This is a genomic window from Rhodococcus coprophilus NBRC 100603 (assembly GCF_001895045.1).
Taxonomy (GTDB): domain Bacteria; phylum Actinomycetota; class Actinomycetes; order Mycobacteriales; family Mycobacteriaceae; genus Rhodococcus; species Rhodococcus coprophilus.
In genome coordinates, this window is sequence record NZ_BDAM01000010.1 from 396,019 (window position 1) to 421,194 (window position 25,176).

The 25,176-nt window shown below is 65.4% G+C and carries 23 protein-coding genes and 1 pseudogene; 12 read left to right on the plus strand and 12 right to left on the minus strand.

Features of this window, described 5'->3' with window-relative positions; translation table 11 throughout:
• Window positions 1-9: 9 nt before the first annotated feature.
• Together RDCOP1_RS18320 and RDCOP1_RS18325 are read right to left on the minus strand one after the other, a co-directional pair.
• Window positions 10-1,215, minus strand: a complete 1,206-nt coding sequence (locus tag RDCOP1_RS18320; RefSeq protein ID WP_072703622.1) for a CaiB/BaiF CoA transferase family protein — start codon at window positions 1,213-1,215, stop codon at window positions 10-12.
• On the minus strand, window positions 1,212-2,708 hold the full coding sequence (locus RDCOP1_RS18325; protein WP_072703625.1) for an aldehyde dehydrogenase family protein: 1,497 nt from the start codon (window positions 2,706-2,708) through the stop codon (window positions 1,212-1,214). Before RDCOP1_RS18325 ends, RDCOP1_RS18320 begins: the two co-directional genes overlap by 4 nt.
• 218 nt (window positions 2,709-2,926) lie before the next feature.
• Here RDCOP1_RS18325 and RDCOP1_RS18330 point away from each other — a divergent pair, with 218 nt between their 5' ends.
• The 9 genes from RDCOP1_RS18330 to RDCOP1_RS18370 all read left to right on the plus strand — a co-directional run bounded on the left by RDCOP1_RS18330 (window position 2,927) and on the right by RDCOP1_RS18370 (window position 11,351).
• Window positions 2,927-3,736 (plus strand): TauD/TfdA dioxygenase family protein, encoded by an 810-nt coding sequence (locus RDCOP1_RS18330; protein ID WP_072703876.1) that lies wholly within the window; start codon window positions 2,927-2,929, stop codon window positions 3,734-3,736.
• Window positions 3,733-4,437 (plus strand): SDR family NAD(P)-dependent oxidoreductase, encoded by a 705-nt coding sequence (locus tag RDCOP1_RS18335; RefSeq protein WP_072703873.1) that lies wholly within the window; start codon window positions 3,733-3,735, stop codon window positions 4,435-4,437. Before RDCOP1_RS18330 ends, RDCOP1_RS18335 begins: the two co-directional genes overlap by 4 nt.
• A 79-nt stretch (window positions 4,438-4,516) precedes the next feature.
• The gene (locus RDCOP1_RS18340; RefSeq protein WP_072703628.1) at window positions 4,517-5,377 is read left to right on the plus strand and encodes a mycofactocin-coupled SDR family oxidoreductase; all 861 of its coding nucleotides are present in this window, start codon (window positions 4,517-4,519) and stop codon (window positions 5,375-5,377) included.
• Between the two features lie 85 nt (window positions 5,378-5,462).
• Window positions 5,463-5,654 carry a ferredoxin gene (locus RDCOP1_RS18345; RefSeq protein ID WP_072703631.1) on the plus strand — a complete coding sequence of 64 codons (192 nt, stop codon included), beginning with the start codon at window positions 5,463-5,465 and terminating at the stop codon, window positions 5,652-5,654.
• Between the two features lie 47 nt (window positions 5,655-5,701).
• Window positions 5,702-7,048 (plus strand): cytochrome P450, encoded by a 1,347-nt coding sequence (locus RDCOP1_RS18350; RefSeq protein ID WP_072703634.1) that lies wholly within the window; start codon window positions 5,702-5,704, stop codon window positions 7,046-7,048.
• A gap of 29 nt (window positions 7,049-7,077) precedes the next feature.
• Window positions 7,078-8,778 (plus strand): thiolase C-terminal domain-containing protein, encoded by a 1,701-nt coding sequence (locus RDCOP1_RS18355; protein ID WP_072703637.1) that lies wholly within the window; start codon window positions 7,078-7,080, stop codon window positions 8,776-8,778.
• On the plus strand, window positions 8,778-9,713 hold the full coding sequence (locus RDCOP1_RS18360) for an alpha/beta hydrolase (protein ID WP_072703640.1): 936 nt from the start codon (window positions 8,778-8,780) through the stop codon (window positions 9,711-9,713). Before RDCOP1_RS18355 ends, RDCOP1_RS18360 begins: the two co-directional genes overlap by 1 nt.
• 28 nt (window positions 9,714-9,741) lie before the next feature.
• Window positions 9,742-10,560, plus strand: a complete 819-nt coding sequence (locus RDCOP1_RS18365; RefSeq protein ID WP_072703644.1) for an NAD(P)-dependent oxidoreductase — start codon at window positions 9,742-9,744, stop codon at window positions 10,558-10,560.
• The gene (locus RDCOP1_RS18370; protein ID WP_072703647.1) at window positions 10,557-11,351 is read left to right on the plus strand and encodes an NAD(P)-dependent oxidoreductase; all 795 of its coding nucleotides are present in this window, start codon (window positions 10,557-10,559) and stop codon (window positions 11,349-11,351) included. The genes RDCOP1_RS18365 and RDCOP1_RS18370 overlap by 4 nt, the downstream gene beginning before the upstream one ends.
• A gap of 70 nt (window positions 11,352-11,421) precedes the next feature.
• Here RDCOP1_RS18370 and RDCOP1_RS18375 read toward each other — a convergent pair.
• A pseudogene (locus RDCOP1_RS18375) lies at window positions 11,422-12,985 on the minus strand (acyl-CoA synthetase).
• Between the two features lie 301 nt (window positions 12,986-13,286).
• Between RDCOP1_RS18375 and RDCOP1_RS18380 the strand changes: the two are divergent.
• Both RDCOP1_RS18380 and RDCOP1_RS18385 read left to right on the plus strand, forming a co-directional pair.
• Window positions 13,287-14,684 (plus strand): ABC transporter substrate-binding protein, encoded by a 1,398-nt coding sequence (locus RDCOP1_RS18380; protein ID WP_231922879.1) that lies wholly within the window; start codon window positions 13,287-13,289, stop codon window positions 14,682-14,684.
• Window positions 14,685-15,446: an SDR family NAD(P)-dependent oxidoreductase gene (locus RDCOP1_RS18385; protein WP_072703653.1), complete on the plus strand. Its 762-nt coding sequence runs from the start codon at window positions 14,685-14,687 to the stop codon at window positions 15,444-15,446. It abuts the gene before it with no gap.
• A 21-nt stretch (window positions 15,447-15,467) separates the two neighbouring features.
• On the opposite strand, the gene RDCOP1_RS18390 is transcribed toward RDCOP1_RS18385, so the two are convergent.
• From RDCOP1_RS18390 to RDCOP1_RS18415, 6 genes are read right to left on the minus strand one after another with little or no spacing between them, the layout of a single operon-like run.
• Window positions 15,468-16,409: an NAD(P)-dependent oxidoreductase gene (locus RDCOP1_RS18390; protein ID WP_072703656.1), complete on the minus strand. Its 942-nt coding sequence runs from the start codon at window positions 16,407-16,409 to the stop codon at window positions 15,468-15,470.
• Window positions 16,406-16,879: a carboxymuconolactone decarboxylase family protein gene (locus tag RDCOP1_RS18395; protein ID WP_084722692.1), complete on the minus strand. Its 474-nt coding sequence runs from the start codon at window positions 16,877-16,879 to the stop codon at window positions 16,406-16,408. Before RDCOP1_RS18395 ends, RDCOP1_RS18390 begins: the two co-directional genes overlap by 4 nt.
• Before the next feature lie 26 nt (window positions 16,880-16,905).
• Entirely contained in the window at window positions 16,906-18,342 is a 1,437-nt protein-coding gene (locus tag RDCOP1_RS18400) for an aldehyde dehydrogenase family protein (protein WP_072703662.1), read from the minus strand.
• 50 nt (window positions 18,343-18,392) lie between these two features.
• A complete protein-coding gene (locus RDCOP1_RS18405; protein ID WP_231922878.1) occupies window positions 18,393-19,478 on the minus strand; it encodes an aldo/keto reductase in 1,086 nt (361 codons plus the stop codon).
• Window positions 19,471-20,880 (minus strand): acyl-CoA reductase, encoded by a 1,410-nt coding sequence (locus RDCOP1_RS18410; protein WP_072703665.1) that lies wholly within the window; start codon window positions 20,878-20,880, stop codon window positions 19,471-19,473. Before RDCOP1_RS18410 ends, RDCOP1_RS18405 begins: the two co-directional genes overlap by 8 nt.
• 7 nt (window positions 20,881-20,887) lie before the next feature.
• Window positions 20,888-22,183 (minus strand): hypothetical protein, encoded by a 1,296-nt coding sequence (locus tag RDCOP1_RS18415; protein WP_072703668.1) that lies wholly within the window; start codon window positions 22,181-22,183, stop codon window positions 20,888-20,890.
• A 91-nt stretch (window positions 22,184-22,274) separates the two neighbouring features.
• Between RDCOP1_RS18415 and RDCOP1_RS18420 the strand changes: the two genes are divergently transcribed.
• Window positions 22,275-22,934 (plus strand): TetR/AcrR family transcriptional regulator, encoded by a 660-nt coding sequence (locus tag RDCOP1_RS18420; protein ID WP_072703670.1) that lies wholly within the window; start codon window positions 22,275-22,277, stop codon window positions 22,932-22,934.
• Window positions 22,935-22,973: 39 nt separating this feature from the next.
• Here RDCOP1_RS18420 and RDCOP1_RS18425 read toward each other — a convergent pair whose 3' ends face one another.
• From RDCOP1_RS18425 to RDCOP1_RS18435, 3 genes are read right to left on the minus strand one after another with little or no spacing between them, the layout of a single operon-like run.
• The gene (locus tag RDCOP1_RS18425) at window positions 22,974-23,819 is read right to left on the minus strand and encodes a TIGR03619 family F420-dependent LLM class oxidoreductase (RefSeq protein WP_072703673.1); all 846 of its coding nucleotides are present in this window, start codon (window positions 23,817-23,819) and stop codon (window positions 22,974-22,976) included.
• Complete coding sequence (locus tag RDCOP1_RS18430; protein ID WP_072703675.1) at window positions 23,816-24,661, minus strand: SDR family oxidoreductase; 846 nt, start codon at window positions 24,659-24,661, stop codon at window positions 23,816-23,818. The genes RDCOP1_RS18425 and RDCOP1_RS18430 overlap by 4 nt, the downstream gene beginning before the upstream one ends.
• 39 nt (window positions 24,662-24,700) lie before the next feature.
• Window positions 24,701-25,144 (minus strand): VOC family protein, encoded by a 444-nt coding sequence (locus RDCOP1_RS18435; protein ID WP_072703678.1) that lies wholly within the window; start codon window positions 25,142-25,144, stop codon window positions 24,701-24,703.
• Between the last annotated feature and the right edge of the window lie 32 nt (window positions 25,145-25,176).

Genomic DNA, 25,176 nt, shown 5'->3' on the forward strand with positions numbered 1-25,176 from the left:
CCTTGCGGGCTAGGTGACTGCTCCCGCGGTCTTGAGCTCGATGATGCGTTCCCAGTCCAGTCCGAGCTCCAGAAGGATCTCCTCCGTCTGGGCAGCGAACTCCGGTGCCGGTCCGCTCTCGGGTGCGACCACGTCGAACTGCACGGGGTTGGCCACGAGCTCCAGTTCCCCGGCCTTGACGATGTACTCGTTGGCCCGGACCTGGGGGTCGCTGACCACCTGGAGCGAATCCTGGATCGGTGCCCACGGTCCGGACAGGGTGCCGAAGCGCTGGATCCATTCGCTCAGCGGCTTGCCGCCGATCACCTCACGGAGAATCGCCACGGCCTCGGCGGTGTTCTCACCGATCGACTCCGCATCCGCGAAGCGCGGGTCGTCGATCAGATCCGGCCGTTCGATGTGGCGGCACACGTCCGCCCAGAAACGACCGGGCTGGAGCATCACCAACGACACGTACCGGTCGTCCGCGGTCCGGTAGACGCCCGACAACGGATTCCGCGGCGAGCCGTGGCCACCGGCCTTCGGCGCCTCCATGTGCCGGCCGAGGTGAGCCGACAAGGCGATCGTGTGACCCATGGCCCAGACACCGCTGCTCAGGAGCGAGACGTCGACGACGGAAGGCTCGCCGGTCCGTTCGCGCTTGAACAGCGCCGCTGCGATACCGCCGGCGAGGTTGGTGCCCGAGATGGTGTCGCCGAACGCCGGCCCGGGAGGAGCGATCATCCCTTCCGTTCCGTCCGGAGTGAGGGTCGCGGCGACACCGGCGCGTGCCCAGAAGGCAGTCATGTCGTAACCGCCCTTGTCGGATTCGACACCGCGCGGCCCGAGCGCACTGCCGCGCGCGTAGACGATCTTCGGGTTCACCGCGCGGATGTCGTCGACATCGATGTTCAGCTTGGTCCGCACCTTCGGCAGGAAGCTCGTGAGAAACACGTCGGCTCCGCGCACGAGATCGAGGAGCACTTCGCGGCCCTGCGGATTCGAGATGTCCAGTCCGAGGCTGCGCTTCCCGCGGTTGGCGTGTTCCACGTTCGGGTTCGGGTCGCCCTCGACCCGCATGGTGCCGGTCTGCCGGAGACCACGCTGCGGGTCGCCGGTCACCGCGTGCTCGATCTTGATGACGTCGGCGCCCCACTCGGCGAGCACCGCGCCCGCCGACGGGACGAAGCCGTACATCGCGACCTCGACGACACGAACTCCTTCGAGTGGCCTCACTTGACCACCACCGAGAATGCCTTCAACTGCTGGAACTCGGCCAGGCCCGCGGCGCCCATCTCACGACCGATGCCGGACTGCTTGTAACCGCCGAACGGGACGTCCGGGCTGAAGTAGTTGCCGCCGTTGACGCTGAAGGTGCCGGTGCGGATACGACGCCCGATGGCGATGCCGCGCTCGTCGTCCGCGCTGAGCACGCCACCCGAGAGGCCGTACTTGGAGTTGTTGGCGATTTCGACGGCGTGATCGTCGTCGTCGAACGGGATGACGGCGAGGACCGGACCGAAGACCTCTTCCTGCGCGATCTCGCTGTCCGGGTCCACATTTGCGAGCAGGGTCGGCTTGTAGAACCAGCCCGGATCCACCTTCTCGCCGCCGGTGACGAGGGTCGCGCCCTCGTCGACGGCGCGCTTGACCATGGCGTCGATCTTCTCGCGCTGCTTCTCGCTGATGACCGGGCCCATGTAGATCTTCGGGTCCGACGGATCACCGAACGGCACGTGCTGCATGACGCCGGCGACGTGCGCGACGATTTCGTCGTGCTTCGCCCGGGGCACGAGCAGGCGGGTGGTGAGAGCACAGCCCTGGCCCGCATGCGAGCAGATGCTGAAGGCCGCGAACTGGGCCGCAGTGGCGACGTCCGCGTCGTCGAGCACGATGAGTGCCGACTTGCCGCCGAGTTCGAGGAAGACCCGCTTGAGGGAGTCGGCTGCCGCCGCCATGATCTTCTTGCCGACCGGAGTCGATCCGGTGAAGGTGACCACGTCGACGTCGGGATGGGTGGTCATCAGTTCACCGGGGGCGATCTGCGACGACGACAGGATGTTGACGACGCCTGCGGGAATGTCCGTGTGGTTCGCGATGATCTCGGCGAGCGCCTGCGTCACGAGCGGAGTGTCGGGCGCGCCCTTGAGCACCACCGTGCAGCCCGCGGCAAGCGCGGCCGGCAGCTTCGCCATCGCCAGCTGGGTCGGGTAGTTGTAGGCGACGATCGCCGCGACGACGCCCGCTGCTTCCTTCTCCACCCAGCGGCGGTGAGGCTGTCCACGGAACTCGACCTCACCCAGTTCCTCGGTGAACGAGGTCTTCCGGAGGAGTTCGGCGTAGTACTTCACGATCTCGATCGGTGCGTCGAGCTGGTTGCCGTGGGTCAGGATGCGCGGTGCGCCGACCTCGGCGATCGTCAGTTCGCGCAGCTCCTCGGCGTTGTCGCGCAGGGCCTGGTAGAGCTGGTCGAGGCAGGTTGCCCGGAACTCGGCATCCGTCGACCAGGTGGTGGTGTCGAATGCCCGGCGGGCCGCCTTGATGGCCGCTTCGGCCTCCTCGACTCCTGCGTCGGGAGCGTGACCGACGACGTCGCCGGTCGCGGGGTTGTAGGACGCGAACGTGCGCTCCGTGGTGACCAGCTCGCCGTCGATGAGCAGGCGCTTCGTCACACCGCTCGAAGTTGCGTCGTCGGCCACGGCGGTCGACCCGTTGTCCTGCACTGACATTCCGGCTCCTCACTTAAGTGGAAACATCATTCTCGTCAACGAGAATTATTTGCTCTGTAACGGAGAACTCTAGCAATCGCGCCTTCGGGAAGATAGCCCGAAAGTGATGTGCGCCACGAGCCGTAACCCACGTTCACACACACCCTCGCCCTCACTCCGGGTCTTGCGACCTGCAATTGCCCGAGAGTATGGTTCTCGCATCCGGAAGGGAGATTCTTGTGATTCAGACTACAGCCCTTACTCCATCGCTGGGCGTAGAAGTAACGGGCCTCGACAGCCTCGACGACGACCGTGTCGTCGCGCAGCTGCTCGAAGCACTCAAGTGGCGGGGGGTTCTGCTCATCCGCGGACTGAACCTCGACGACGATGCTCAACTGGCTTTCAGCCGCAAGCTCGGCAAGGTGGTGATGCCGGCACCGGGACAGGAGATCTTCACCGTCTCGCTCGATCCGGCCAAGACTCCGTCGGCCGAGTACCTCAAGGGCACGTTCCACTGGCACATCGACGACACCACCAACGACGTGCCGGCGAAGGCCACCACTCTCAGCGCCCGGCACGTGGCGATGGTCGGCGGAGGCACTGAATTCGCGAGCACCTACGCGGCATACGAGAATCTCCCCGAGCACGAGAAGAAGCGCTACGAAGGTCTGCGCGTCGTGCACAGCTTCGAAGCCGCACAGCGTCTCGTCCATCCGGATCCGTCCGAGGAGCTGGTCGCACGGTGGCGTGCCCTTCCGCCTCACGAGTCGTCCCTCGTCTGGGAGCGGAACGACGGCCGGCGCTCGTTGGTCATCGGCGCCACCGCCGATCACATCGTCGGTATGCGCCCGGAGGAGAGCCGCGAACTCCTCGACGAATTGCTCGCGTGGACAACGCAAGAGCGCTTCTGCTACACCCACGACTGGGCCGTCGGTGACCTTGTGGTGTGGGACAACACCGGAATGCTGCACCGCGCGCTGCCCTACGACCCGGCGTCCGAGCGCCTGATGCGCCGCACCACCATCGTCGGCGACGAGGCGTGGTCATGAGGACCGCCGTCGTCACCGGAGGCAGTTCCGGAATCGGCCGGGCCATCGCCGAGCGCTTGCGCAAGGACGGGCACCGGGTCGCCGTACTCGATCTCAACCCCACCGGGGAGGAATTCGAATACAAGGTCGACGTCTCCGATCGCACGCAGGTCGACGCTGCTCTCGCCGAAATCCGCGCGGAACTCGGCCCCGTCACGATCCTCGTCAACGGCGCCGGGCTCGAGTTGTACAAGCGCTTCCACAACATCGACTACGACACCTGGCAGAAGGTCGTCGCCGTGAACCTCGGCGGTGTCTTCCATTGCGTGCAGGCCGTACTGCCCGACATGCTCGAGGCCGGCTGGGGACGCATCGTCAACATCTCGTCGTCGAGCGCACAGTCGGGCCAGCAATTCATGTCCGCCTACGTGTCGTCCAAGGCCGGCGTCAACGGTCTGACCAAATCGCTTGCCCTCGAGTACGGTCCCAGCGGCATCACCGTCAATGCTGTACCGCCGGGCTTCGTCGACACCCCGATGCTCCGCCGCTCCGAAGAAAAGGGACTGCTCGGCGGAACCCTCGAGGATCACATCCAGCGCACCCCTGTCCGACGGGCCGGGAAGCCCGAAGACATCGCCGCCGCATGTTCTTTCCTGATCTCCGAAGAGGCCGGCTACATCACCGGTCAGATCCTCGGGGTCAACGGCGGACGCAACACCTAGACCCGCTCCGGCCCCGCGAGGTGCCGGTTCCGCTCGGCCGGAAACCATCCGGCCGAAACACCGTCGAAAGGACATCTCCGTGGGACGTGTTGAAGGCAAGGTCGCGTTCATCACCGGCGCAGCTCGTGGCCAGGGCCGTAGTCACGCAGTCAAACTGGCATCCGAGGGCGCTGACATCATCGCCGTCGACATCTGCCGGAACATCGATTCGATGGGGTACGCCATGGCGACCCCGGAAGATCTCGAAGAGACGGTCCGGCTCGTCGAGAAGGAAGGCCGGCGCATCGTCGCCGTCCAGGCCGACGTGCGTGAGGCCGCGCAGGTGAAGGCCGCCCTGGAACAGGGTCTTGCCGAGTTCGGCAAGGTCGACATCGTCGTAGCCCAGGCGGGTGTCGCCGGCATGAAGGGCGAACCGCAGACGCAGGCATGGGCCGATGTCGTAGACACCAACCTCGTCGGCACCCTCAATGCGATCCATGCGGCGCTTCCGCACCTCGCCGAGGGTGGATCCATCATCGCGACCGGCTCGACGGCCGCCCTGATGGATGTGGCCAAGGTCGACGTCCCCGGTAAGGATCTCGGTGGAGTCGCCTACGTGTTCTCCAAGCGTGCGATCGCTCAGCTCGTCCACGAACTGGCGACACACCTCGCGCCGCGCAAGATCCGGGTCAACGCACTGCATCCCACCAACTGCAACACGGAGATGCTGCAGAGCGAGCCGATGTACCGCTCGTTCCGTCCGGACCTCGAGCACCCGACCCGCGCCGACGCCGAGCCTGTTTTCGGTGTCCAGCAGGCCATGCCGATCCCGTACATCGAGCCCGAAGACTCCAGCAACATGGTGCTCTTCCTCGCTTCCGACGAGTCGCGCTACGTCACCGGCATGCAGATGCGTGTCGACGGTGGTGGCTACCTGAAGTGGTACGACTTCCGCATCTGACCGTCACAACGTGCGAGAAAGTTCCCCGGCGGTCGTGGCAGCATCCGGGCGCCGACAAGTTCTCAACCCAACGGGAGGAAATATCGTGAAGGTGAAGGTCGATCCCGAGCGTTGCCAGGGACACACCCTCTGCGCAATGGCGGCACCGGAGGTATTCGAACTGAGTGAAATCGACGGTCACGCCACAGCCGTCGTGGACGAAGTACCGGCCCATCTCGAGGAGGCAGTGCGGGAAGCCGCGCGGTCGTGCCCCGAGCAGGCCATTCAGATCTCCTGACCAGCAGCGTTTCGAAGCCCCTCAATCGAAGCGTCAGAGAGGAAACCATGAGTGTCGACGACGTCGTTGCCGACAAATCCCACCGGACCCCGGTCTTCAATTTCGACCGGCACGCCGCCGACTACCGCGAGAATTTCCTGCCGATCACGGAGGAAATGCAGTCCAAATGCCCCATGGCATGGTCGGACACCCACGGAGGCCACTGGGTCGCCGCGGGTAGCGACGAGGTGTTCAACATCGTCCGTTCGCCCAACGTCTCCAACGACCACGACATCAAGGGTGTCCGTCGTGGTTACAAGGGCATCATGATCCCCACCGCCGAGCGCGCATCCGGCGTGCGCGGCGGCATCCTCGAGATGGACGATCCGGAGCATCGCGAGTTCCGGGCGCTCCTCAACCCGTATCTCTCCCCCGCAGCGATCCAGAAGTGGATCCCGATCATCGACGAGGTCGTGCAGGCCAGCATCGACGAGAAGATCGAAAGTGGGCGAATCGATTTCGTCGACGATCTCGCGAACATCGTGCCGGCGGTCATCACGCTGGCGATGCTCGGAGTCCCGATCAAGAAGTGGGAGGTGTACTGCGAACCGGTCCACGCGGCCATCTACACCCCGCCGGATTCCCCCGACATCGCACGCATCGGTGAGCTTCACCGCAACATGGGTATCGACCTGCTCACCAACCTGTTCGAGATCCGGGAGAACCCGCGCCCGGGCCTGATCAACGCGATCGCCGACGTCGAGGTGCTCGGCGAGAAGCCCGACGACATGGAGTTGCTGGGCATCCTCAGCCTGCTCATCGGCGGCGGCTTCGACACCACCACCGCGCTGACCGCGCACGCACTCGAATGGCTGAGCGAGAACCCCACCGAGCGGACGCGTCTCAGCGACGAACGCGACGCCCTGCTCGACAGCGCCACCGAGGAGTTCCTGCGCTACTTCTCTCCGACACCCGGTGACGGACGAACCTTCTCTGCGGACTGCGAGTTCAGCGGCGCGCAGGTCAAAGAAGGCGAACGTGTCTGGCTGTCGTGGGCGATGGCCAACCGCGATCCGGCCCTGTTCGACGAGCCCAACTCGGTGGACATCGAGCGTAAGGGCAACCGCCACTTCAGTTTCGGATTGGGTGTGCACCGTTGCATCGGGTCGAACCTGGCACGGACGGTGTTCAAGCGGATGTTGATCGCCGTGTTCGATCGCATGCCGGATTACAAATGCGATGCGGAGAACACGGTTCACTACGACTCGATCGGAGTCATCCAGGGCATGCGGCATCTGCCCGCAACGTTCACGCCGGGCAAGCGGATCGGCCCCGGCCTCGACGCGACCCTGGAAAAGCTGCAGGTCCGTATCGACGAAGAGGGACTCGCAGCACCCATCACGGCAAAGAAGTAAGGACGCTCGGGTAAGTGGCTGACACAGCGGTGGTCGATCAGGAATCAGGGAAGGCTGGAACAGGGGAGACGGCGGCGAAAGCCTCCGGCCGTCCCCTCCCCCAGTTGACCCTGGAAAACAAGTTCTTCTGGAAATCGGGCGCGGACGGCCGGTTGCGGATACAGGAATGCGAGTCGTGCTCGGCTCTCATCCATCCTCCTCAGCCGATCTGCCGCTACTGCCGGGGGAAACAGATGGGTGTGCGTGTCGTCTCGGGATACGCCATGCTCATCGGATTCACGGTCAACCACCGCTTCGGTCTGCCCGGGCTCCCCACTCCCTTCGTCATCGCGCAGGTCGCACTCGAAGAAGATCCCCGGGTGCGGCTGACGACCAACGCGATCGAGTGCGACGCAGAGCAACTCGAACTCGGTATGCGCATGGAAGTCGTCTTCGAAGCCGACGGCGACGTCTGGCTGCCGTTCTTCCGTCCGGTGGCGGAGCAGGGTGATCCTGCTCCGTTGCCGACGGACGAGATCGAGCCGGACCAGATCCGTTTCCACATCCGTCCCCCCGTCACTCAGGAAAAATTCGAGGACAAGGTCGCCATCAGCGGCGTCGGCATGTCCGACATCGGACGCCGGATGATGGTCAACCCCATCGCCCTCACGATCCAGGCATGTGAGCGCGCCGTGGCCGACGCCGGCCTGACGATGGACGACATCGACGGCCTCTCCACCTACCCCGGCGCCGGACCCCTCGTCGGATTCGGAGAAGGCGGCGTCGGCGCCCTCGAATCCGCACTCGGTCTGCGCCCCACGTGGTTCAACGGCGGGCTCGAAACTCCCGGTCCCAGCGGCTCGGTGATCGCCGCGATGCTCGCGGTGGCGAGCGGGCTCGCCCGCCACGTGCTCTGCTACCGGACGCTGTGGGAGTCGACCTACAGCGAAATGATGCGCTCCGGCGACATCACTCCGACGGGTGGGCGCACCACGAGCTGGATGATGCCGTTCGGTGCCAGCTCCGCGGCACACACCCTCGCCCAGAACGCCCAGCGGCACTTCCATCGCTACGGGACGACCCGCGAGACCCTCGGCTGGATCGCGCTGAACCAGCGTGCCAATGCCGCGCTCAACCCGACCGCGATCTACAAGGATCCGATGACGATGGACGACTACCTGTCCGCACGTCTCGTGACCACTCCGTTCGGGCTCTACGACTGCGACGTCCCGTGCGACGGAGCCGTCGCCGTCATCGTCTCCGCAGCCGAAACCACCGGTGATCTCGCCAGGCCCGCGATCCGCGTCGAAGCGGTCGGAACGCAGATCGTCGAGCGAATCGAGTGGGACCAGAGCACCCTCACCCACGAGCCGCAGGTACTCGGTCCCGCCGCACACCTGTGGACGCGCACCGCGCTGCGTCCCGACGACGTCGACGTCGCCCAGCTCTACGACGGATTCAGTTTCAACGCGTTGTCGTGGATCGAAGCACTGGGCTTCTGCGGGATCGGCGAATCGAAAGACTTCCTCGACGGCGGAAAGAACATCGCCCGCGACGGCATCCTCCCGCTCAATACGCACGGCGGTCAGCTGTCGCACGGCCGCACGCACGGCATGGGTCTCGTCCACGAGGCGGTCACCCAGCTGCGTGGCGAGGCCGGCGAGCGACAGGTGCGCGATGCGCGCGTCGCCGTCGTCAGCAGCGGCGGACTCACCCCGGGCAGCGCGATGTTGCTCCGGAGCGAGTCGTGATGGCCGCTCACCCCCACACCTCACCGATCGAGGAGGCCCGCGTCGACGGCGCGGGAGGCGTCTCACCCGTCTCTCGCGTCGTCGATGTCGAGGGCATCCCGATGTCCGGTCTGCTCGCCGAAGCCGACGCGCCGCGCGCCGTGATCGTCGCGCTGCACGGTGGAGCCGCCAAATCTGTGTACTGGGATTGCCCCGGTCATCCCGAACTGTCGCTGATGCGCCAGGCGATGGCGCAGGGTTTCACGGTGCTGGCGCTGGACCGTCCCGGCTACGGCTCGTCCCGCCCGCATCGGGAGGACATGACCGAACCCGCCCGTCGCGTCGAGCTTGCCTACGCGGCCACCGATGCGATCCTCGGCTCCGGATCGCGCGGCGCCGGAGTATTCCTGTGGGGGCACTCGGTCGGCAGTGAGTTGACGATGCGGATGGCGGTCGACAACCGCAACGGCGACATCCTCGGTCTCGAACTCTCGGGCACCGGACGCGAGCATCACGCGCTCGCGGCCGACATCTTCGGCGGAAAAGATAGGTACGCGAACGCCCGCGGGGTCGGCGAGCTTCTGTGGACCCCCGAGGATATCTACCCGGAAGACATGCTCGGCGGCGCAAAGATCGCATCGTCCACTCCGGCATACGAGGGCGTCGTGACGGCGTCCTGGCCCCAGGAGAATTTCCCCGCGCTCGCCGCGGAGGTTCGGGTACCGGTGCACTTCACTGCGGCCGAGCACGAAAAGGTCTGGCGCAACGACCCGTCCGCTCTCGACGACGTTGCTGCGATGTTCACGGAGGCACCCCGCGTACAGGTACAGGTGGAGCCGTCGGGTGGGCACAACCTGAGCATCGGTTACGCCGCACCCGCCTACCACCGTCGCGTGATCTCGTTCCTCGAGGAGTGCATCGAGTACCGCACCCGGCCCGCGGATTTCAGGTTATGACCACCACGAACGGTAAGGAGGTTCGGTGATGCGCGTCGGATTCATCGGGCTCGGAAGTCAGGGCGGGCCGATGGCCCGCCGTATCGTCGAAGCGGGATACGAGACCACGCTGTGGGCTCGCCGGCCCGCGTCGCTCGAACCGTATGCCGATACCGCTGCCAACTACGCGGAGTCGCCCGCGAAGCTCGCCGCCGCGAGCGACCTGGTGTGCCTGTGCGTCGTCGGGGACGACGACGTCCGGCAGGTGATCGCCGGTGAGAACGGACTCCTCGAGGGGCTGCGCGAAGGCGCAATCATCGCGATCCACAGCACGATTCACCCGGATACCTGCCGCGAACTCGCCGAACTCGCCGCGCCGCGGGGTGTCTCGATCATCGACGCGCCGGTCAGTGGTGGCGGGATGGGCGCAGCCGCGGGAACTCTGCTCGTCATGGTCGGAGGCGACACCGACATCGTCGAGAAGTGCCGCCCGGTGTTCTCGACCTACGGCAACCCGGTCGTCCACCTCGGAGAACTGGGCGCAGGCCAGGTCACCAAGCTGCTCAACAACCTGCTCTTCACCGCGAACCTGTCCGCCGCAGCGAGCACCCTCGAACTCGGCGCGGCGCTCGGTATCGACTCGGCACGTCTGGGTGAGGTCGTCGCCAACGGCACCGCGAACAGCTTCGCCCTCGGACGGGTGGTGTCGGCCGGTGGAACTCTCGACCGGATCGCGCAGCACGCGGGTGAGCTTCTGCGGAAGGACGTGCGGCACATCGCCGAGATCGCCGAGACAGCCGGCGTGACCCCCGGCGCCGCACTGACCGCGGCCGACGCGACACTCGAGATGATGGAGTACCCACGGTGAGCGCAGTACATTACGTCGGAGCCGGACGCATGGGGTTGCCCATGGTCGGTCGTCTCGTCTCGGACGGTCACGACGTGCATGCGCTGGCACGGAACGACGAGACCCGATCTGCCGTCGAGTCGGCCGGAGCGCACCCGGTGTCGGACATCGCAGGCATCGGTGAGGGCGCCGACATCGTCGCGGTGTGTGTGTTCACCGACGCCCAGGTTCGGCAGGTGTGCCTCGAAGACGGAGTGCTCGCCCGTATGCCGCGGGGTTCCGTTCTCGTCGTCCACACGACGATCAGCCCGCGTTCGATCGAGACGTTGACGGCAGAGGCCGAACCGTTCGGGATCTCGGTGGTCGACGCTGCGGTCAGCGGCGGACCACACGACATCGCGGCCGGTGCGCTCACACTCTTCGTCGGTGGCCCGGACGACGCGGTAGCCGCTGTGACGCCGGTGCTGAAGAGCTACGGCGACCCGGTGATCCACGTCGGCGAAAGCGGCAGCGGACAGCGGGTCAAACTGGTCAACAACGCTCTGTTCGCGGCCGAGATCGGCTTGATGGCGGAAGCGGCGGAACTCGGACGCCGCCTCGGCCTCGACGAGAAAGCGCTCTTCGAGGCGCTTCCTCATGCGAGTTCGTCGTGCAAGGTGATGGGTAACATCGCGATGCGCGGCTCGGTTGCCGAGTTCCGCAGCGCCGTGGGCGAGTTCCTCTCGAAAGACGTTGCAGTCGTGCGTGCTACGGTCGCCGAACTGGGCGCCGACCTCGGCGTGCTCGACATCGCGATCGACGCGCGGCGATAGAAGCACTTCATACGGGTACCGGGGCGGCGCACACTATGTGCGCCGCCCCGGTGTCTCGGCCGGGCCGCCGTCAGACGAGGCGGGATTCGCGTCCGGCCCAGTACCCGTCGCGGAGCCGGCGCTTGTACAGCTTCCCGTTGGGATCGCGAGGCAGTGAGGCGACGAAGTCGACGGTGCGGGGGACACTTGAAGGCGGCGAGTTCCGTTCGGCAGAACTCGATCAGCTCAGCCTCGAGTTCAGAACTCGCCGCGTCGGGCTCGGTCAGTTGCACAACGGCTTTGACGGCTTCTCCCATTTCGTCGTCCGGGACGCCGATCACGGCGGCATCGACAACTGCGGGATGACCGATCAGGAGGTTCTCTGTCTCCTGCGGATAGATGTTCACACCTCCGGAAATGATCATGAATGCCTTCCGGTCGGTGAGGTAGAGGTATCCCTCCTCGTCGAGATACCCCATATCTCCCAGGGTCCGCCACCCCTTGTCGTTGGTGATCGACGCGGTCTTCTCCGGATCGTTGTGGTATTCGAAGGCGCGGCCGCCGGCGAAGTACACCACGCCCACCTCCCCCGGCGGCAGTTCTTCTCCGTTCTCCCCCACGATGTGGCACTCCTGCATCGGCCTACCCACCGAACCGCGGTGCGACAACCACTCTTCGGGGGAAATCGCCGAGGCGCCGACATCTTCTGTGCCGGAGTAGTACTCATGAATGATCGGCCCCCACCAATCCATCATCTGCTGTTTGACCGCGACGGGGCAGGGCGCTGCTCCGTGCACGACCTCCCGGAGACTCGACATGTCGTATCGTTCACGCACGTCTTTCGGCAACTTGAGCATGCGGACGAACATCGTGGGCACGAACTGCGCGTCCGTTACCTTGTACCGCTCGATCAGCTCGAGACACCTGCGTGCGTCGAAGCTCTCCATCACCACGACGGTGCCCCCAAGTCGGTGCCAGGACATCGAGAAGACCAGCGGGGAAGCATGATACAGCGGAGCGGGTGACAGATAGACGACGTCCTCGCGCCAACCGTTGCGCACCAGTCCACGAGCGATGAGGACAGGCGCACACGCCGGATCACCGAAGAAGGTACCGGGCCACGGTTTACGCACACCTTTCGGAAAGCCGGTGGTTCCACCGGAGTACAGCATTTCCCGGCCCTCCACCTCGTCGTCCAGCGGATCCGCTGATTCGCTCCGGAGCACGTCGCCGTACTTCTCGAACCCGGGAAGTGAACCGGTCGCCGACACCCGCACCGAGATCCCGGCTAGGTCGAGGCTTTCGACCACCTCCGACATTTCCTCACTGCTGACGAGCGCGACGGCACCGCAGTCACGGAGCACGTGCTGGACTTCACCCGTTTTGAAGTGCCGGTTGATCGCCGTGTAGTAGAGGCCGGACCGTTGTGCGGCCCAGCAGATCTCGAGGAACGGCCGGTTGTTCTCCATGAGGATCGCGATATGGTCCCCGGCGCGGAGTCCACGGGACCGCAACGCCCTCGCGAACCTGATCGAACGCTCTTCGAGTTGCGCGTAGGTCACCGTCTCACCGGTCGACGCCATCACGATCGCGGGCCGGTCGGGCGCGAGTCGCGCATATGTGCCCGGTATCAACAGTTCCTGCGTTTCGGTCATGTATCCCACCCTTGTCGATCAGACGGCTCAATCGCACTTCGAAATGATATTCCCTGCAGAATAGAACCGAATTCTTTACCAGGGAAGCTTCGTTCTGTAGGTTTTCGACATGACCATTCGACACCGGCGTTTCACGGTCTTCGTGCTTGCAATGCTGTGCTCGACAGTTCTCGTCGTGAGTGGCTGCAGCGCTCCCGAGACTCGCGGCACCGACGACCGCACGGCGAACACGGAACCGACTCTCGGCGGTTCGATGCAAGCGATTCAGGGTGGTGAGCCACGCAGCCTGGACCCTGCCACCATGGTGAATGCATGGATGGCGCAGAGCCTCGTAGGCAACGCGCTCTACGGAACGCTTATGACAAACGACGTCGAGACCTTCGAGGTCGGACACGCCCTGGCGACGAGCTTCGTCAGCGAGGACGGCGGCGCAACGTTCACCTTGACTCTTCGCCCGGATCTTGCGTTCACCGACGGAACACTCCTCGATGCCGCAGCTGTCAAACACAACTGGGACCGCCTGCGCGATCCGAAGGTCGGGTCACCATCTCTCACCCAAGCTGCGCAGGTCGCCTCGACCGAAGTTGTCGATCCGCTCACTCTCCGAGTCGTCATGGCCGCACCGAACCCGCACTTCGCTCAATCGTTGGTCACAAGCGGAATGAACTGGATCGCGTCACCGGATGCTCTCCAGAAGGGCCAGAGCGAGTTCGACAAGAATCCGATCGGTGCCGGACCGTTCAGACTTGCGTCCTGGAGCCGGCAGAACCGTATCGAACTCACCCGGAACCCCGACTATTGGGATCACCCCAAGCCATATCTCGATGCGCTGACCATCCGAACCGTCCCCGACACCAATCAGCGTCTCAACGCGATCACGACCGGCAGTGCCGACCTTGCGATGGAGGCCAGCTGGTTCACCCTGTCGAAAGCAGAAGCTGCCGGATATCCGACCTATACCGTCCCCACCGGCGGTGGCCAATTCCTCGCATTCAACACGCGGAAAGCACCGTTCGATGACGTGCGTGCCCGACGTGCGGTATCGCTCGCACTCGATCTCGAGGCGATAGACGCCGCTGTTTACAACAGCACGGGATCGATTCCCGAAACACTGTTTCCGGAGGTCTCCCCTTTCCATAAGGACATGGCCCTCCACGAGAAGGACCGTGATGCCGCCAAGCAGTTGTTCGACGAGTTGGCTGCTGAGGGAAATCCGGTCGACTTCACGTTCCTCGCGTACTCTTCCATCGAGAACAAGGCGGTCGCAGAAGCCGTCCAGGCGCAGCTGAGCACTTTCGAGAATGTCACCGCCAGGATCGAGATCGTCGAATTCGTGGCCGGTGTGCCACGCCTTGCAGCCGGTGATTTCGATATGGCTATTCTGTCGGCAACAATCTTGGACCCGGATGCATCGCTGTGGAGCGTCTTTCACTCTGATTCGCGCGGAAACTACACCGGAATCGACGATGAAGAACTCGACCAAGCCCTCGACGTCGGACGTGTAGCCAAGTCGACGGAAGAACGAGTGGCGGCCTACGAGGTAGTGCAGCAACGCCTGGCCGATCTGGACCCGGCAGTCTGGTACGTCCGATCGGCACCATCCGTAGTCACGGGAAAGGACACGTTTGGCGTGGCGACATACGGCATGGGATCCGTTTTGCCTGAAGAACTATGGACAACCGAGCAGGAGAGCAAGTAAATGGACGGGTTGAAGGACAAGGTCGTACTCGTGGCAGGCGCCGCGACCGGACTCGGCGCCGACTCCGCGCGCCGACTCGCCAGAGAAGGTGCCCGAGTTGTTCTGGGGGATCTGAACTTCGAGGGTGCTCAGCGGACGGCCGGCAGCATCACCGAACTCGGTGGTGACGCACTGGCCGTGCAGTTCGACATCTCCGACGACGATTCGGTTCGGGGCCTTCTCGCGGCGACCACGAAAGCATTCGGCGGGCTCGACGCGGTCCACATCAACGCCGGCGACATGTCCGCCGTCAGCAAGGATTCCGATGTAGTGGACATCGATCTGGAGGTGTGGGACCGCACCGTCGCCGTCAATCTGCGTGGCCACATGCTGGTGACCCGCCATTCCGTGCCGCTCCTGCTCGAGCGCGGCGGTGGCGTCATCGTCTACACGTCCTCGATCGCCTCGTTCACCGGCGACCCGCAACGCCCGGCGTATTCCGCCACGAAAGCGGGAATCAATGCTCTTGCACGCCACGTCGCGTCACGCTGGGGACGCGAGGGCATCCGCGCCAACGCAATAACCCCGGGTCTGATCCTGACCGACGAGATCCGGGAGGGCGCGCCGCCCGAACTCCTCGCCGGAATGCTGGCGCGCACGCGCAGCACGAGGCTCGGAGAAGCCGCCGACGTGTCGAGCATGGTCGCGTACCTGATGTCCGGCGACGGATCGTGGATCAACGGCCAAGTGGTCAACGTGGACGGCGGAACCGTCCTGCGCTGACCACCCGGCCGGCCGTCGTGCCTACCTCTGGTCGACGACAGCGGTGGTCTCGAGCGACACCGCATGCGTCTGTTCGAGGTAGCGCACCACGGCGGTCTGGTCCACGCCCGGTTCGAGGGCGTCGACCGCCGCGTTCCACACACGTCCGACGGTCTCGCCCAGCACCGGTGCGAGCCCCTGATCGTGTGCAAGATCGAGCGCGATGCCCACGTCCTTGCGCATCAACGACGCAGCGAATCCGGAATCGAATGTGCGCGACAGCACGAACTTCTCGTACTTCGTCTCGGTGGCCTGATTTCGGCCACTGCCCGCGTTGAGCACTGCGAGAAGCGTTTCCGGCGCTATGCCGAACTTGGTTCCGACGAGCAGCGCCTCCGCGGCGACCAGCATGTTGTTCGCGGCCAGCAAGTTGTTGAGAGCCTTGGCCGCGTGCCCCGAGCCCACCGCCCCGACGTGGATGATCTCCTGTCCGGTCTCCTGCAACAACGACCGCACCCTGTCGACGATTTCGGTGTCGCCGCCGACCATGACGGCTAGCGCTGCCTGCTCGGCTTTCGCGACTCCACCGCTCACCGGTGCATCGACGACGAAGATCCCCTTTTCCGAGGCGATCTCGGCGAGCCGCTGTGTGCGGGTCGGCACGCTCGACCCCATGTCGATCAGAACCGTGCCGGGACGGAGATGCGCGAGCAATCCGTCGTCGCCCAGCACCACGGCGTCGACGATGTCGCTGGTCGGCAGCACCAGCACCACGACGTCGCACTCGGCGAAGTCTGCGAAACCGGAGGCACCGATCACGCCTGGATGCTCGTCGACGAAGCGTTGCTGCGCATCGGCGTCGGCGTCGCGCACCACCATGGTCCGGTCGTGGCGTGCGAAGTTCCGGGCGATCGGGCGACCCATCGCCCCGAGCCCGACGTGGCCGAGGCGGCCGGCCTGCGTCGAATCAGCTGTGGCACTCATGCCTGCGCCTCCTCGCTGTCTGCTGTCTCCGTCTCAGAGGAGTCGAGAGGGCCCAGTTGTTCCACCAGAGTCGCCTGCACGACCCGCATCGCCGCCAGTCCCGCCGGTGCGCCGACATAGGCGGTGGCGTGCACGACCGCCTCGGATATTTCTCTGCGGGTCAGTCCGTTCCGGAGCGCCGCGCGCACATGGGTCGCAAGTTCGGTGTGCTGGCCAAGCGCGATGAGCAGTGAGACGGTGACGAGTGAGCGGTCTCGTCGCCCGAGTCCGTCCCGCGTCCACACGCCGCCCCACACGAACTCGCTGACGTAGCCCTGAAGGGCTTCGCCGTCGGTACCCGCATTGCGGCTCAGCGCGGCGTCGACGTACTCGTCACCCAGGACTCCCCTGCGTGCGGTGAGACCGGCGTTGTAGACCGTGTCGTGTGCGGCAGCGACGTCGCTCTGCACTGCCATGACGTCTCGAGACATCGATGATCCCTTCGTGGCCGGTCGCTTCAGAGCCGAGCCGAATCGAGTTTGACGGTAACGCATTTGATCTGACCGTAATGGTGTAGCGCCTCCACACCCTTTTCCCGGCCGTAGCCACTGTTCTTCCATCCCCCGAAGGGTGTCTGGACCGATCCCGTCGACCACGTGTTGACGAAGACCTGACCGGTGCGCAGGCGACCGCTCACCGTGAGTCCACGGGATATGTCCCTGGTCCACACCCCTGCCACCAGCCCGTAGTCGGAGTCGTTGGCGATGGCGACCGCGTCGGCTTCGGTGTCGAAGGGGATGACGACGAGCACCGGGCCGAAGATCTCTTCCCGGGCGATGCGCATCGCGTTGTCGACGCCGCTGTACACGGTGGGATCGATGTAGAACCCGCCCGATTCCGCGGCGAAGTCCGATACCGTCCCGCCGGTTTCGACACGCGCACCTTCGGATTCGGCGATCTTGAAGTATTCCTGCACCTTCCGGAACTGCTCACGCGTGACCAGCGGACCCATATCGTGCCCGACGCGGATACGGGCGACGGCGTCCACGAGACGGCTCACCACCTCGTCGTGCACGTCCCGTTGCACGAGGAGCCTGGTGCCGGCGGAACAGACCTGCCCCGCGTTGGCGGTGAACCCCTGCACCGCGCCCGCGATCGCAGCATCGAGGTCGGCGTCGGAGAACACGATGTTCGCGGACTTCCCGCCGAGTTCGAGCGTGACCGGGATGACCCGGTCGGCCGCGATACCGGCGATCACCTGGCCGGTGGGCACCGAACCGGTGAACGCGACCTTCGCGATGTCTCGGTGATGTACGACTGCGGCTCCGGCTTCCGCTCCTGTTCCCAGCACGACGGTGAACGCGCCCGCAGGAAAGCCCACCTCCGTGGCGAGCTGCGCAAGTCGCACGCTGGAGGCCGAGGTGTTCTCGGAAGGCTTGAGAACCACGGTGTTTCCCGCAGCGAGGGCGGGTGCGCAGGCACGCGCCGACTGGTTGAGCGGAAGGTTCCACGGCGTGATCACCCCGATGACACCGAACGGCTCCCGAATGGTGAAGACGTGCTGGTCGGGTGCGACGTCGAGGGTCTCCCCTGCGGGCATGCCCACGAGTCCGCCGTAGAACTCGAAGTAGGTCGCAGAGTTCTCGACCTCAGCCAGAGCGACCTGCTCGGGTTTACCGGTTTCGCTGCTCTCGAGGGCGGCGAGAGTCGTCGCGTCCGCTCGCATCGCGCGGGCGAGTTCGACGAGCAGCCTGCCGCGGCCGAGTGCCGGAACGGCAAGCCAATTCGCGGTCGCCTGCACAGCGGCGTGCACCGCCGCGTCAACGTCTGCGACACCGCCGCGGGCGACCCGCCGAACGGTACGGCCGGTCGCAGGGTCGGTGACCGGGAGGTACTCGCCTCCGGCGGGGGTCACCGGCACGCCACCGATCCAATGGTCGAGCGTCTCCATCATGTTGCCTTCCCGAAATGGTCGAAGAGCACGCAGGTGCTCGTGTGCCGCGGCTACCGTGCCGCCGACGCCGTCTGCCCGTCCGGGTGGGCATCGTGGTGCCGCCCGCGCACAGAGACCCCCGCATCTTGCCTCGTTGCACCTAACGGCGGCAAGGCATTCGGCGACAGCAACGCACGACGCTCGTGGAGGAACTCGTGGGGGTAACCCAGCGAGATGCGCGACGCATTCTCGAGTTGTGCGACCTGTTCGTCGCTCAGCGTCACGGTGGTGGCACCGAGATTGTCGCGCAGTTGCGCAACGGTTCGAGCGCCGATCGACACCATCGGGCCGCGGTGCATCACCCACGCGAGCGCCACCTGGGCGGGCGAGGTACCTAGTTCCTCCGCAATCGTCCGCGTCGTGTCGATCACGGTTCGCGCCCGGCCCGGCAACCGGGCGAAGCTTTCTTCGGAGTGGTCGCGGGCAAGGAGCCCACGGGCGAGCGGGCTCCAGGCGCTCACCGAGAGCCCGAGTTCGTCCGCCATCGGCAGCAGGTCGCGCTCCGGAGTGCGCGCGACGAGCGAGTACTCGACCTGCAGCGCGCAGAACGAGGTCCAGCCCCGCAGTTCGGCGATGGCGTCCGACCGGGAGACGACCCATGCTGGCGTGTTGGACACCCCGAGTGCGAGCACCTTTCCCGACCGCACCAGATCGTCGAGTGCGCGCAGCGTCTCCTCTGCGGGCGTGCACCGATCCCACGCGTGAACCCACAGCAGATCGAGGTAGTCGGTGCCGAGCCGCTTCAGGCTCGTCTCCACACTGCGGCGCAGGCTCTTCCGGTTGCTTCCCCCGGAATTCGCGTCGCGGGGGTCGGTCGGCAGGGTGTACTTCGTGCTTACCACCACCGCGTCACGCTCCGACGCGATCAGCCGGCCGAGGAACTCTTCGCTCGCACCGTTGGTGTAGTTGTTCGCGGTGTCGACGAAGTTGCCCCCGGCTGCCCGGTACTCGTCGTAGATGGCGCGGGAGGTCGCCTCGTCGGCTCCGAATCCCCACTCCGTTCCGAAGGTCATGGTGCCCAGACACAGCTCGCTCACGCGGATGCCGGACTTCCCGAGGACCCGCTGCGCCATTCCGGTCGCACCGTGCTCACGCATCGTCGTCCACCACCCAGTTGACGAAGCGGTGCAGCGGGTACATGCCGTCGTGCGGGCCACCCATGCTGCCCTTGAGGGCACTGCCGAGTCGCACGATCCGCTGGACGCCGGCCGTGGCGAGCAGATCCCGTATCTCGGCCTTCCGCGCCGCCGGATAGACACCGACGGTCTGGGTAGCCACCGTGGCGTAGGACGCTGCCTCACGCATCTGCGCGACGGGAATGACGTTGACGGTCTTGTTGGTCGGATGGAAATCGACCATCTCCGGTGACCGCACCACAAGACCGCTGCCGTCGAACGTGCCCCACACGCGGTATTCGGGTTCGAGGAAGCGCATGCCTTCGACGGCTTCGCGGATCTCGGCGCCGGGCTTCGGCCCGAAAGCCTCCGCGAAGTCGCGGTCCACCCCCAGACGCTCGTGCAACAGCGCACAGAAGCGGTCGACTTGTTCTTCGTCTCCTTCGACGCAGATGTGCCGGGCCGCCAGGCACGCGTCCTGGTTGAAGATGGTGGCGTCGAGGGCCGCCAGTTCGGCAACCTCGCGCAACGTCTCGTCGGATTCGAATGCCTCGCGGCCGATGATCGACATGGACACCTTGGGGTCGAACGAGATCAGCTGGAAACCCGGCCCCGCATACTTCGCGGCATTCTCGATGGCCGAACCACCGCCCCACGCGACCAGCTTGTCGAAGTACTGCGAGCGGTAGAGAACGTTCTCGACCTTTTCGTCTCCGCCCCGCCAGTAGACCGCGGAGATCGATCGGAGCACCGGATGATCGGGCGCGATGTCCGCCATCGTGCGCAGCACGGCGACGGTGGTGAACGGATCGGCCGACGGCATCTTGAAGAGGTTGACCCCTTTGGTGAGGGCGGCATCCGCGATCGTGGTCATCGCAGCGCTCGGGGAGTTGCCGGCCATCATGTGGACGAGCCGTGGCGGGAAAGCGCGTACCCGGCTCACGCTGCCGTTCGGGTCGGTCCGTTCGATCCAGCCGTCGAGGACGTCGAGGCTTCCGAAGGTGCGTTCGAGCCGGTATTCGAGGGCCTGCCTGGTCAGGAACTGTCCGGGGCGAGCGAAGGTGTTCTCGATGATCCGACGGGGAAGGGCGCTGACCTGAACCGTCATCTCTAGGGATTCCTGGAGATATTCGTTCTTCTCGAGGGTCAGGTAGTGCGCGGTTTCCACCAGGAAATCGATGATCTCCGCGACCGGCACGTCGAAAGCGGGCCCGGGCTCCGAGCGCGGCGCGAACAATCCGTTGTACTCGAGGCGCGGGGTCACGAACGGCACACCGAAGTCGCGGGAGAGGTATTCGCTGTCCTCCCCCCAGATCAGTTGGCCGCGAACGAAGTGCGGCACCCGTATCTTGGCCGCGCGCGGCGCGGAAGCGGTTGTGGTCATGGTCGTCTCATTCCTCGATGAAGCCGCGGACGTACGCATCCATGGTTCCGGCGCACGTGATCTTGTCGTCGTTGCCCAGGTCGGAGTAGCGCGCGATATCGGGAAGGATCGTCTCGCCGGAGCGTCCGCACGGGCACCCGTCGAGTTCGACGACGATGCGGTCCCCGGAGATCGTGCCGCCCCACCGACCGTCGACGGTCAGGTCGAAGAAGGCCGCACGGCCCTCGATTCTTCCGTCCACCACGTCCGCAAGCTTTTCGCCGTCCTTGTCGAGGACGAAGAGCACGATCTCGTCGGGTACGTGATAGCGCCCGCCGAGGCATCTGGGCATGCGGAGGTTGAGTTCCTGCATGGAGTAGTAGTGGAAGAACCGCTCGGGCGCGATGTCGAGCATTGCGAAGATCTGTTCCTGATAATCGGCCGGCAGCGTACTGCCCTTCAGTCCGCCGCCGACCGTCAATGCGTTGCCGCCCGAAATGGTTCCCTCTCGGGCACCCTTCTCCCGCAGGATTTCCACCAGCCGGAACAGTTGCGTGAACTGGGCGTTGAAGAAGATCGGCTCAGTGGGCCGCGCAAGAATGTGGTCGGCCCAGTGGTGCAGGCGCCGCTCCTGTTCTGCCGCGCGCCCCTGCGCCTCGGCTTCGAAGGCGGACACTTCGTCCGGCGCTGCGGTTCCGTCGGCCATGGCTCGTCGCATGGCCTGTAACCGGGCCATGTACCGGTGGTGCCCTACGGGCGGGTTGCCCTCGAACAGCGGGATGCCGTCGGGGCGCCGGTAGTTGTCGATGATCAGGTCGCGCATGGCGACATGCGCGCTCTGCCCGGTGTCGGGCCCGACGGGGATGACGTGCCAGCGACGTTCCGGCGGCATTCCGAGTTCGGTGAGCCCGTCGATCATGTTCTGCATGTTCGCTTCCCGGTCGCGAACCGACTTGTTGAGGAAGGACCCCTTACCGCTCGTGCCGCTCGAACTCGAGACGAGATGCCCCGCCGCCTCGAGTGCTTCGATCCACTCGTCGACGTCGGTGACGCCCGAGACGTCGACGTCGGTGACCCGGTGCGTCGACACCGAATCGATCCAGCGGTTCATGCTCGACCAGCGGCCCTTGGCGATGAGCGATTCCGGGTAGCTCTTGTAGGTCGTGTGGGGGAACAGCAACGGGACCATGTCCTCGCGGGATCTGATCTCGGTGATGCCTTCGGCCTCTGCGCGTTGCCGCAGCACGGGGACCTGATGGCGCCGTTCCTGGAACCTGGCGTCGAGTGCGCTGATTACGTCATTCTTGTTTCGAGTTAGCGACATATCCCCTCCGGCGGTATGCGATTCTTGAATAACCATACCCACGGGTCAAGTTTTCTGTCTATGCCCGGATCGCTTTGGCACACTGACGGATATGACGAGCTCCCCGGCACCCGGTGCAGGCACGAAACGAAACAAAGGTGGACGACCGACCGCCGAACAAGCCACCGAACTCGATCGCCGGATCCGGGAAAGCGCACTCGAACTGTTCCTCGAGCACGGCTACGAAGGAACGTCCATGAACGGCATCGCCGCGGCGGCAGGCACCACGAAACCGTCCCTCTACGCGCGGTTCCCGACCAAGGAGGCAGTGTTCAGGGCGGTGATGGGCTGGGCGGTGCAGCGAACCGACTGGCCCTTCCCGGAGCTGCCCGCACCGGAATTCGACGACCTCGAGGGTGCGCTGATCGAGATCGCCACCGCCGCACTACGACGCGCACTCGACCCCTCGATGATCCGGCTCGAACAGGTCGCGATCGCGCACGCTTCGAGCTATCCCGAGATCGCGCGACGGACGTACGGACGCGGTGCGTGGCCCCGCACCCAGCTCGTGGCCGACCTGCTCCGGCACCACGCCGCGAGCGGCGCAATCGTCGCCGACGATCCGGAGATGCTCGCCGAGTTGTTTCTCGGCATGGCCTCGAGTGCGCCGGCGCGGCTCGCGTCGTTCGGCATCGTCCGCGACACCGTCGAGTCCGACAATCGCATTCGGGCCGCCGTGAAGCTGTTCCTGCGCGGCCTTCGACCGACGTGACCCTCGCAGCGACCCTGCCCGCTCGGGGCGAGAGTCGCGTCAGAATGCCTGTGCTGCGATCTCGTCGAGGACCGGAAGCAGCACGTCACCGCTCTCGGTGGGAATATCGACGATGACGCGGTCGACCGGCATCTCCCGAAATCTGTCGAGCACGTCGCCGAGGCCGGGACGAAGTGCCTGCAGGACCGTGACGCGGATACCCGCAGGGTCGCGACCCACTCGCTCCCATTCCACGCGGAGTTCCTTCAGATCATCCTCGAGCGTGTCGACCACGTTGTGACCCATAGGGATCCATCCGTCTGCCCATTTCGCCACCCTGCGGAAACCGATGCGGCCGGGGCGCACGCCCAGCAGAAGCGGAGGATACGGGCGCTGCAACGGTTTCGGACGAACCCGGCTGGGAGAGAGACGGACGTAGGTTCCCTCGTAGGCCGCGTCCTCCTCGGTCCACAGTGCCTTCATGAGGGCGATCTTCTCCTCGACGACCGCATACTTGTCGCGGGCATCGAACCCGTGGTCTTCGAACTCGTCGTTGTTCCAGCCGAATCCCACTCCGAGCACCAGTCGTCCACCCGACATGACATCGAGGGTCGCCACGGCCTTCGCATACGAAATAGGGTCGTGTCCGCCGGGAAGGGCCGTGCACGTCCCGACCACGAGATTCGTCGACGCGGCGACGAAGGACAACCCGACGAGGGGATCCCACAATCGGAGATACCGCTCGGGCATCTCCCCGCCGCCCGGGAAGGGCGTCTTCCGCGCGGTCGGTATGTGTGAATGCTCGGGGACGAACAACGATTCGAACTCTCGTTCTTCCGCGGCACGCGCGAGGTCCACGAGCGGCATCGATGTGTCGGTTCCGCCGTAGTGGAGACCGACCCTCATCGGCTCGCTCGTGTATCCGCTCGTGATCGCACACTGCTCGCAGCGCACACCCCGCCGTCGACGAGTACGTCCGTGCCATTGACGAATCCTGCCTCATCGGAGAGCAGGAACGCGACGACCGCGGCGAGTTCTTCCGCCCGTCCGGTACGGCCGAGTGGTGTCATCGCCACCATCGCGCCCATCCGCTCGTTGTGCGCCGCCTCCTGGCGACCCTGAGGGGTGTCGATCATGCCCGGCGACACCGAGCACGCCCGCGCTCCCACGGCACCGAGGCGAACCGCTTCGTCCCGTGCGAACTGCTGCACACCGTACTTCGCCCACGCGTACGCGACTCCCGTGTGCTCGATCGCGTCTCCCAGCGTTTCGCGCACGCGCTCGAGGAAGTCTTCGGCGAGCGGATCCGAAAGAACGGCGGCGACCTCCGGGGATGCGTGGATCTGCCCGATGGTCGGCGCCATCGAGGCGAAGTACACCGATGCGGTGCCGGCGACGGCGAGCGGCCTCAGTGCCTCCGCGAGCAGAGCCGTTCCGACGAGGTCGACCGAGAAGATACGACGCCAGTCGGCCATCGTGGGCGAAATGCCCGCGGCGTGGGCGACAGATCGCAGGGTGCCCAACTCGGCGACACGGCCGGCGAGTGCCGCGAGACCGTCGGTATCGGTGACATCGAGGACGAAGGGTTCGACGCGCGTGCCGTCGGTCGACAGTTCCTCGGCCGCCGCGCGCACCGTCGCCTCGTCGAGGTCGACGAGCAGCAACGTGTCGACCGTACCGACCATTCGCTGCGCGCAGGCGTATCCCATGCCGCGGCCGGCGCCGGTCGCGATTCCTACAGTTGTCATCTCGGTCCCCCTGGGGTGTCGCCGGTTAGTTCGTGGCATTCAGCGTTGTACTGCCCAGCAGCCGGACAATCCGGGTTCTGCTGCGCGCGTGACAAGTTCGACAAGCAGTCCGGTGCGGCTGCGTGCGAACGCGAAGAACAACCCGCCGTCGGGCGCGGCACGGGTCGCTTCGACGGTGTAACCCCGACGTTCGAGATCTGCAACATCCGCGTCCACGTCGTCGGACCAGTATCCGAGGTGATGCACCCCCGAGGTCGCCTGCCACATCGTTCCGGGAACGCTCGTGACCACTTCGATGCGCGGTGTCGTCACAGAATAGGAACATTGGAGTGTCACCACGGCGTCACCGCTCGGGAGGGCAACAGAAACGGGGCCACCCACTTCGGGGCCCCAGCTGTATCCGAGGAGGTTCGACAACTCGTCCCGCACCGCGCTCGGATCGTCGGTGACCATCCCGAAATGGAACAGATCCTCTGCCTTCACTACCGCCTCCGAACGTAGGGGTTTCGCATCGA

Coding starts and splice junctions, on each gene's coding strand:
- RDCOP1_RS18325 (WP_072703625.1), bottom strand. CDS start 2,708: ATGTCAGTGCAGGACAACGGGTCGACCGCCGTGGCCGACGACGCAACT.
- RDCOP1_RS18335 (WP_072703873.1), top strand. CDS start 3,733: ATGAGGACCGCCGTCGTCACCGGAGGCAGTTCCGGAATCGGCCGGGCC.
- RDCOP1_RS18350 (WP_072703634.1), top strand. CDS start 5,702: ATGAGTGTCGACGACGTCGTTGCCGACAAATCCCACCGGACCCCGGTC.
- RDCOP1_RS18360 (WP_072703640.1), top strand. CDS start 8,778: ATGGCCGCTCACCCCCACACCTCACCGATCGAGGAGGCCCGCGTCGAC.
- RDCOP1_RS18365 (WP_072703644.1), top strand. CDS start 9,742: ATGCGCGTCGGATTCATCGGGCTCGGAAGTCAGGGCGGGCCGATGGCC.
- RDCOP1_RS18380 (WP_231922879.1), top strand. CDS start 13,287: ATGGTGAATGCATGGATGGCGCAGAGCCTCGTAGGCAACGCGCTCTAC.
- RDCOP1_RS18385 (WP_072703653.1), top strand. CDS start 14,685: ATGGACGGGTTGAAGGACAAGGTCGTACTCGTGGCAGGCGCCGCGACC.
- RDCOP1_RS18390 (WP_072703656.1), bottom strand. CDS start 16,409: ATGAGTGCCACAGCTGATTCGACGCAGGCCGGCCGCCTCGGCCACGTC.
- RDCOP1_RS18395 (WP_084722692.1), bottom strand. CDS start 16,879: ATGTCTCGAGACGTCATGGCAGTGCAGAGCGACGTCGCTGCCGCACAC.
- RDCOP1_RS18400 (WP_072703662.1), bottom strand. CDS start 18,342: ATGATGGAGACGCTCGACCATTGGATCGGTGGCGTGCCGGTGACCCCC.
- RDCOP1_RS18405 (WP_231922878.1), bottom strand. CDS start 19,478: ATGCGTGAGCACGGTGCGACCGGAATGGCGCAGCGGGTCCTCGGGAAG.
- RDCOP1_RS18410 (WP_072703665.1), bottom strand. CDS start 20,880: ATGACCACAACCGCTTCCGCGCCGCGCGCGGCCAAGATACGGGTGCCG.
- RDCOP1_RS18415 (WP_072703668.1), bottom strand. CDS start 22,183: ATGTCGCTAACTCGAAACAAGAATGACGTAATCAGCGCACTCGACGCC.
- RDCOP1_RS18420 (WP_072703670.1), top strand. CDS start 22,275: ATGACGAGCTCCCCGGCACCCGGTGCAGGCACGAAACGAAACAAAGGT.
- RDCOP1_RS18425 (WP_072703673.1), bottom strand. CDS start 23,819: ATGAGGGTCGGTCTCCACTACGGCGGAACCGACACATCGATGCCGCTC.
- RDCOP1_RS18430 (WP_072703675.1), bottom strand. CDS start 24,661: ATGACAACTGTAGGAATCGCGACCGGCGCCGGCCGCGGCATGGGATAC.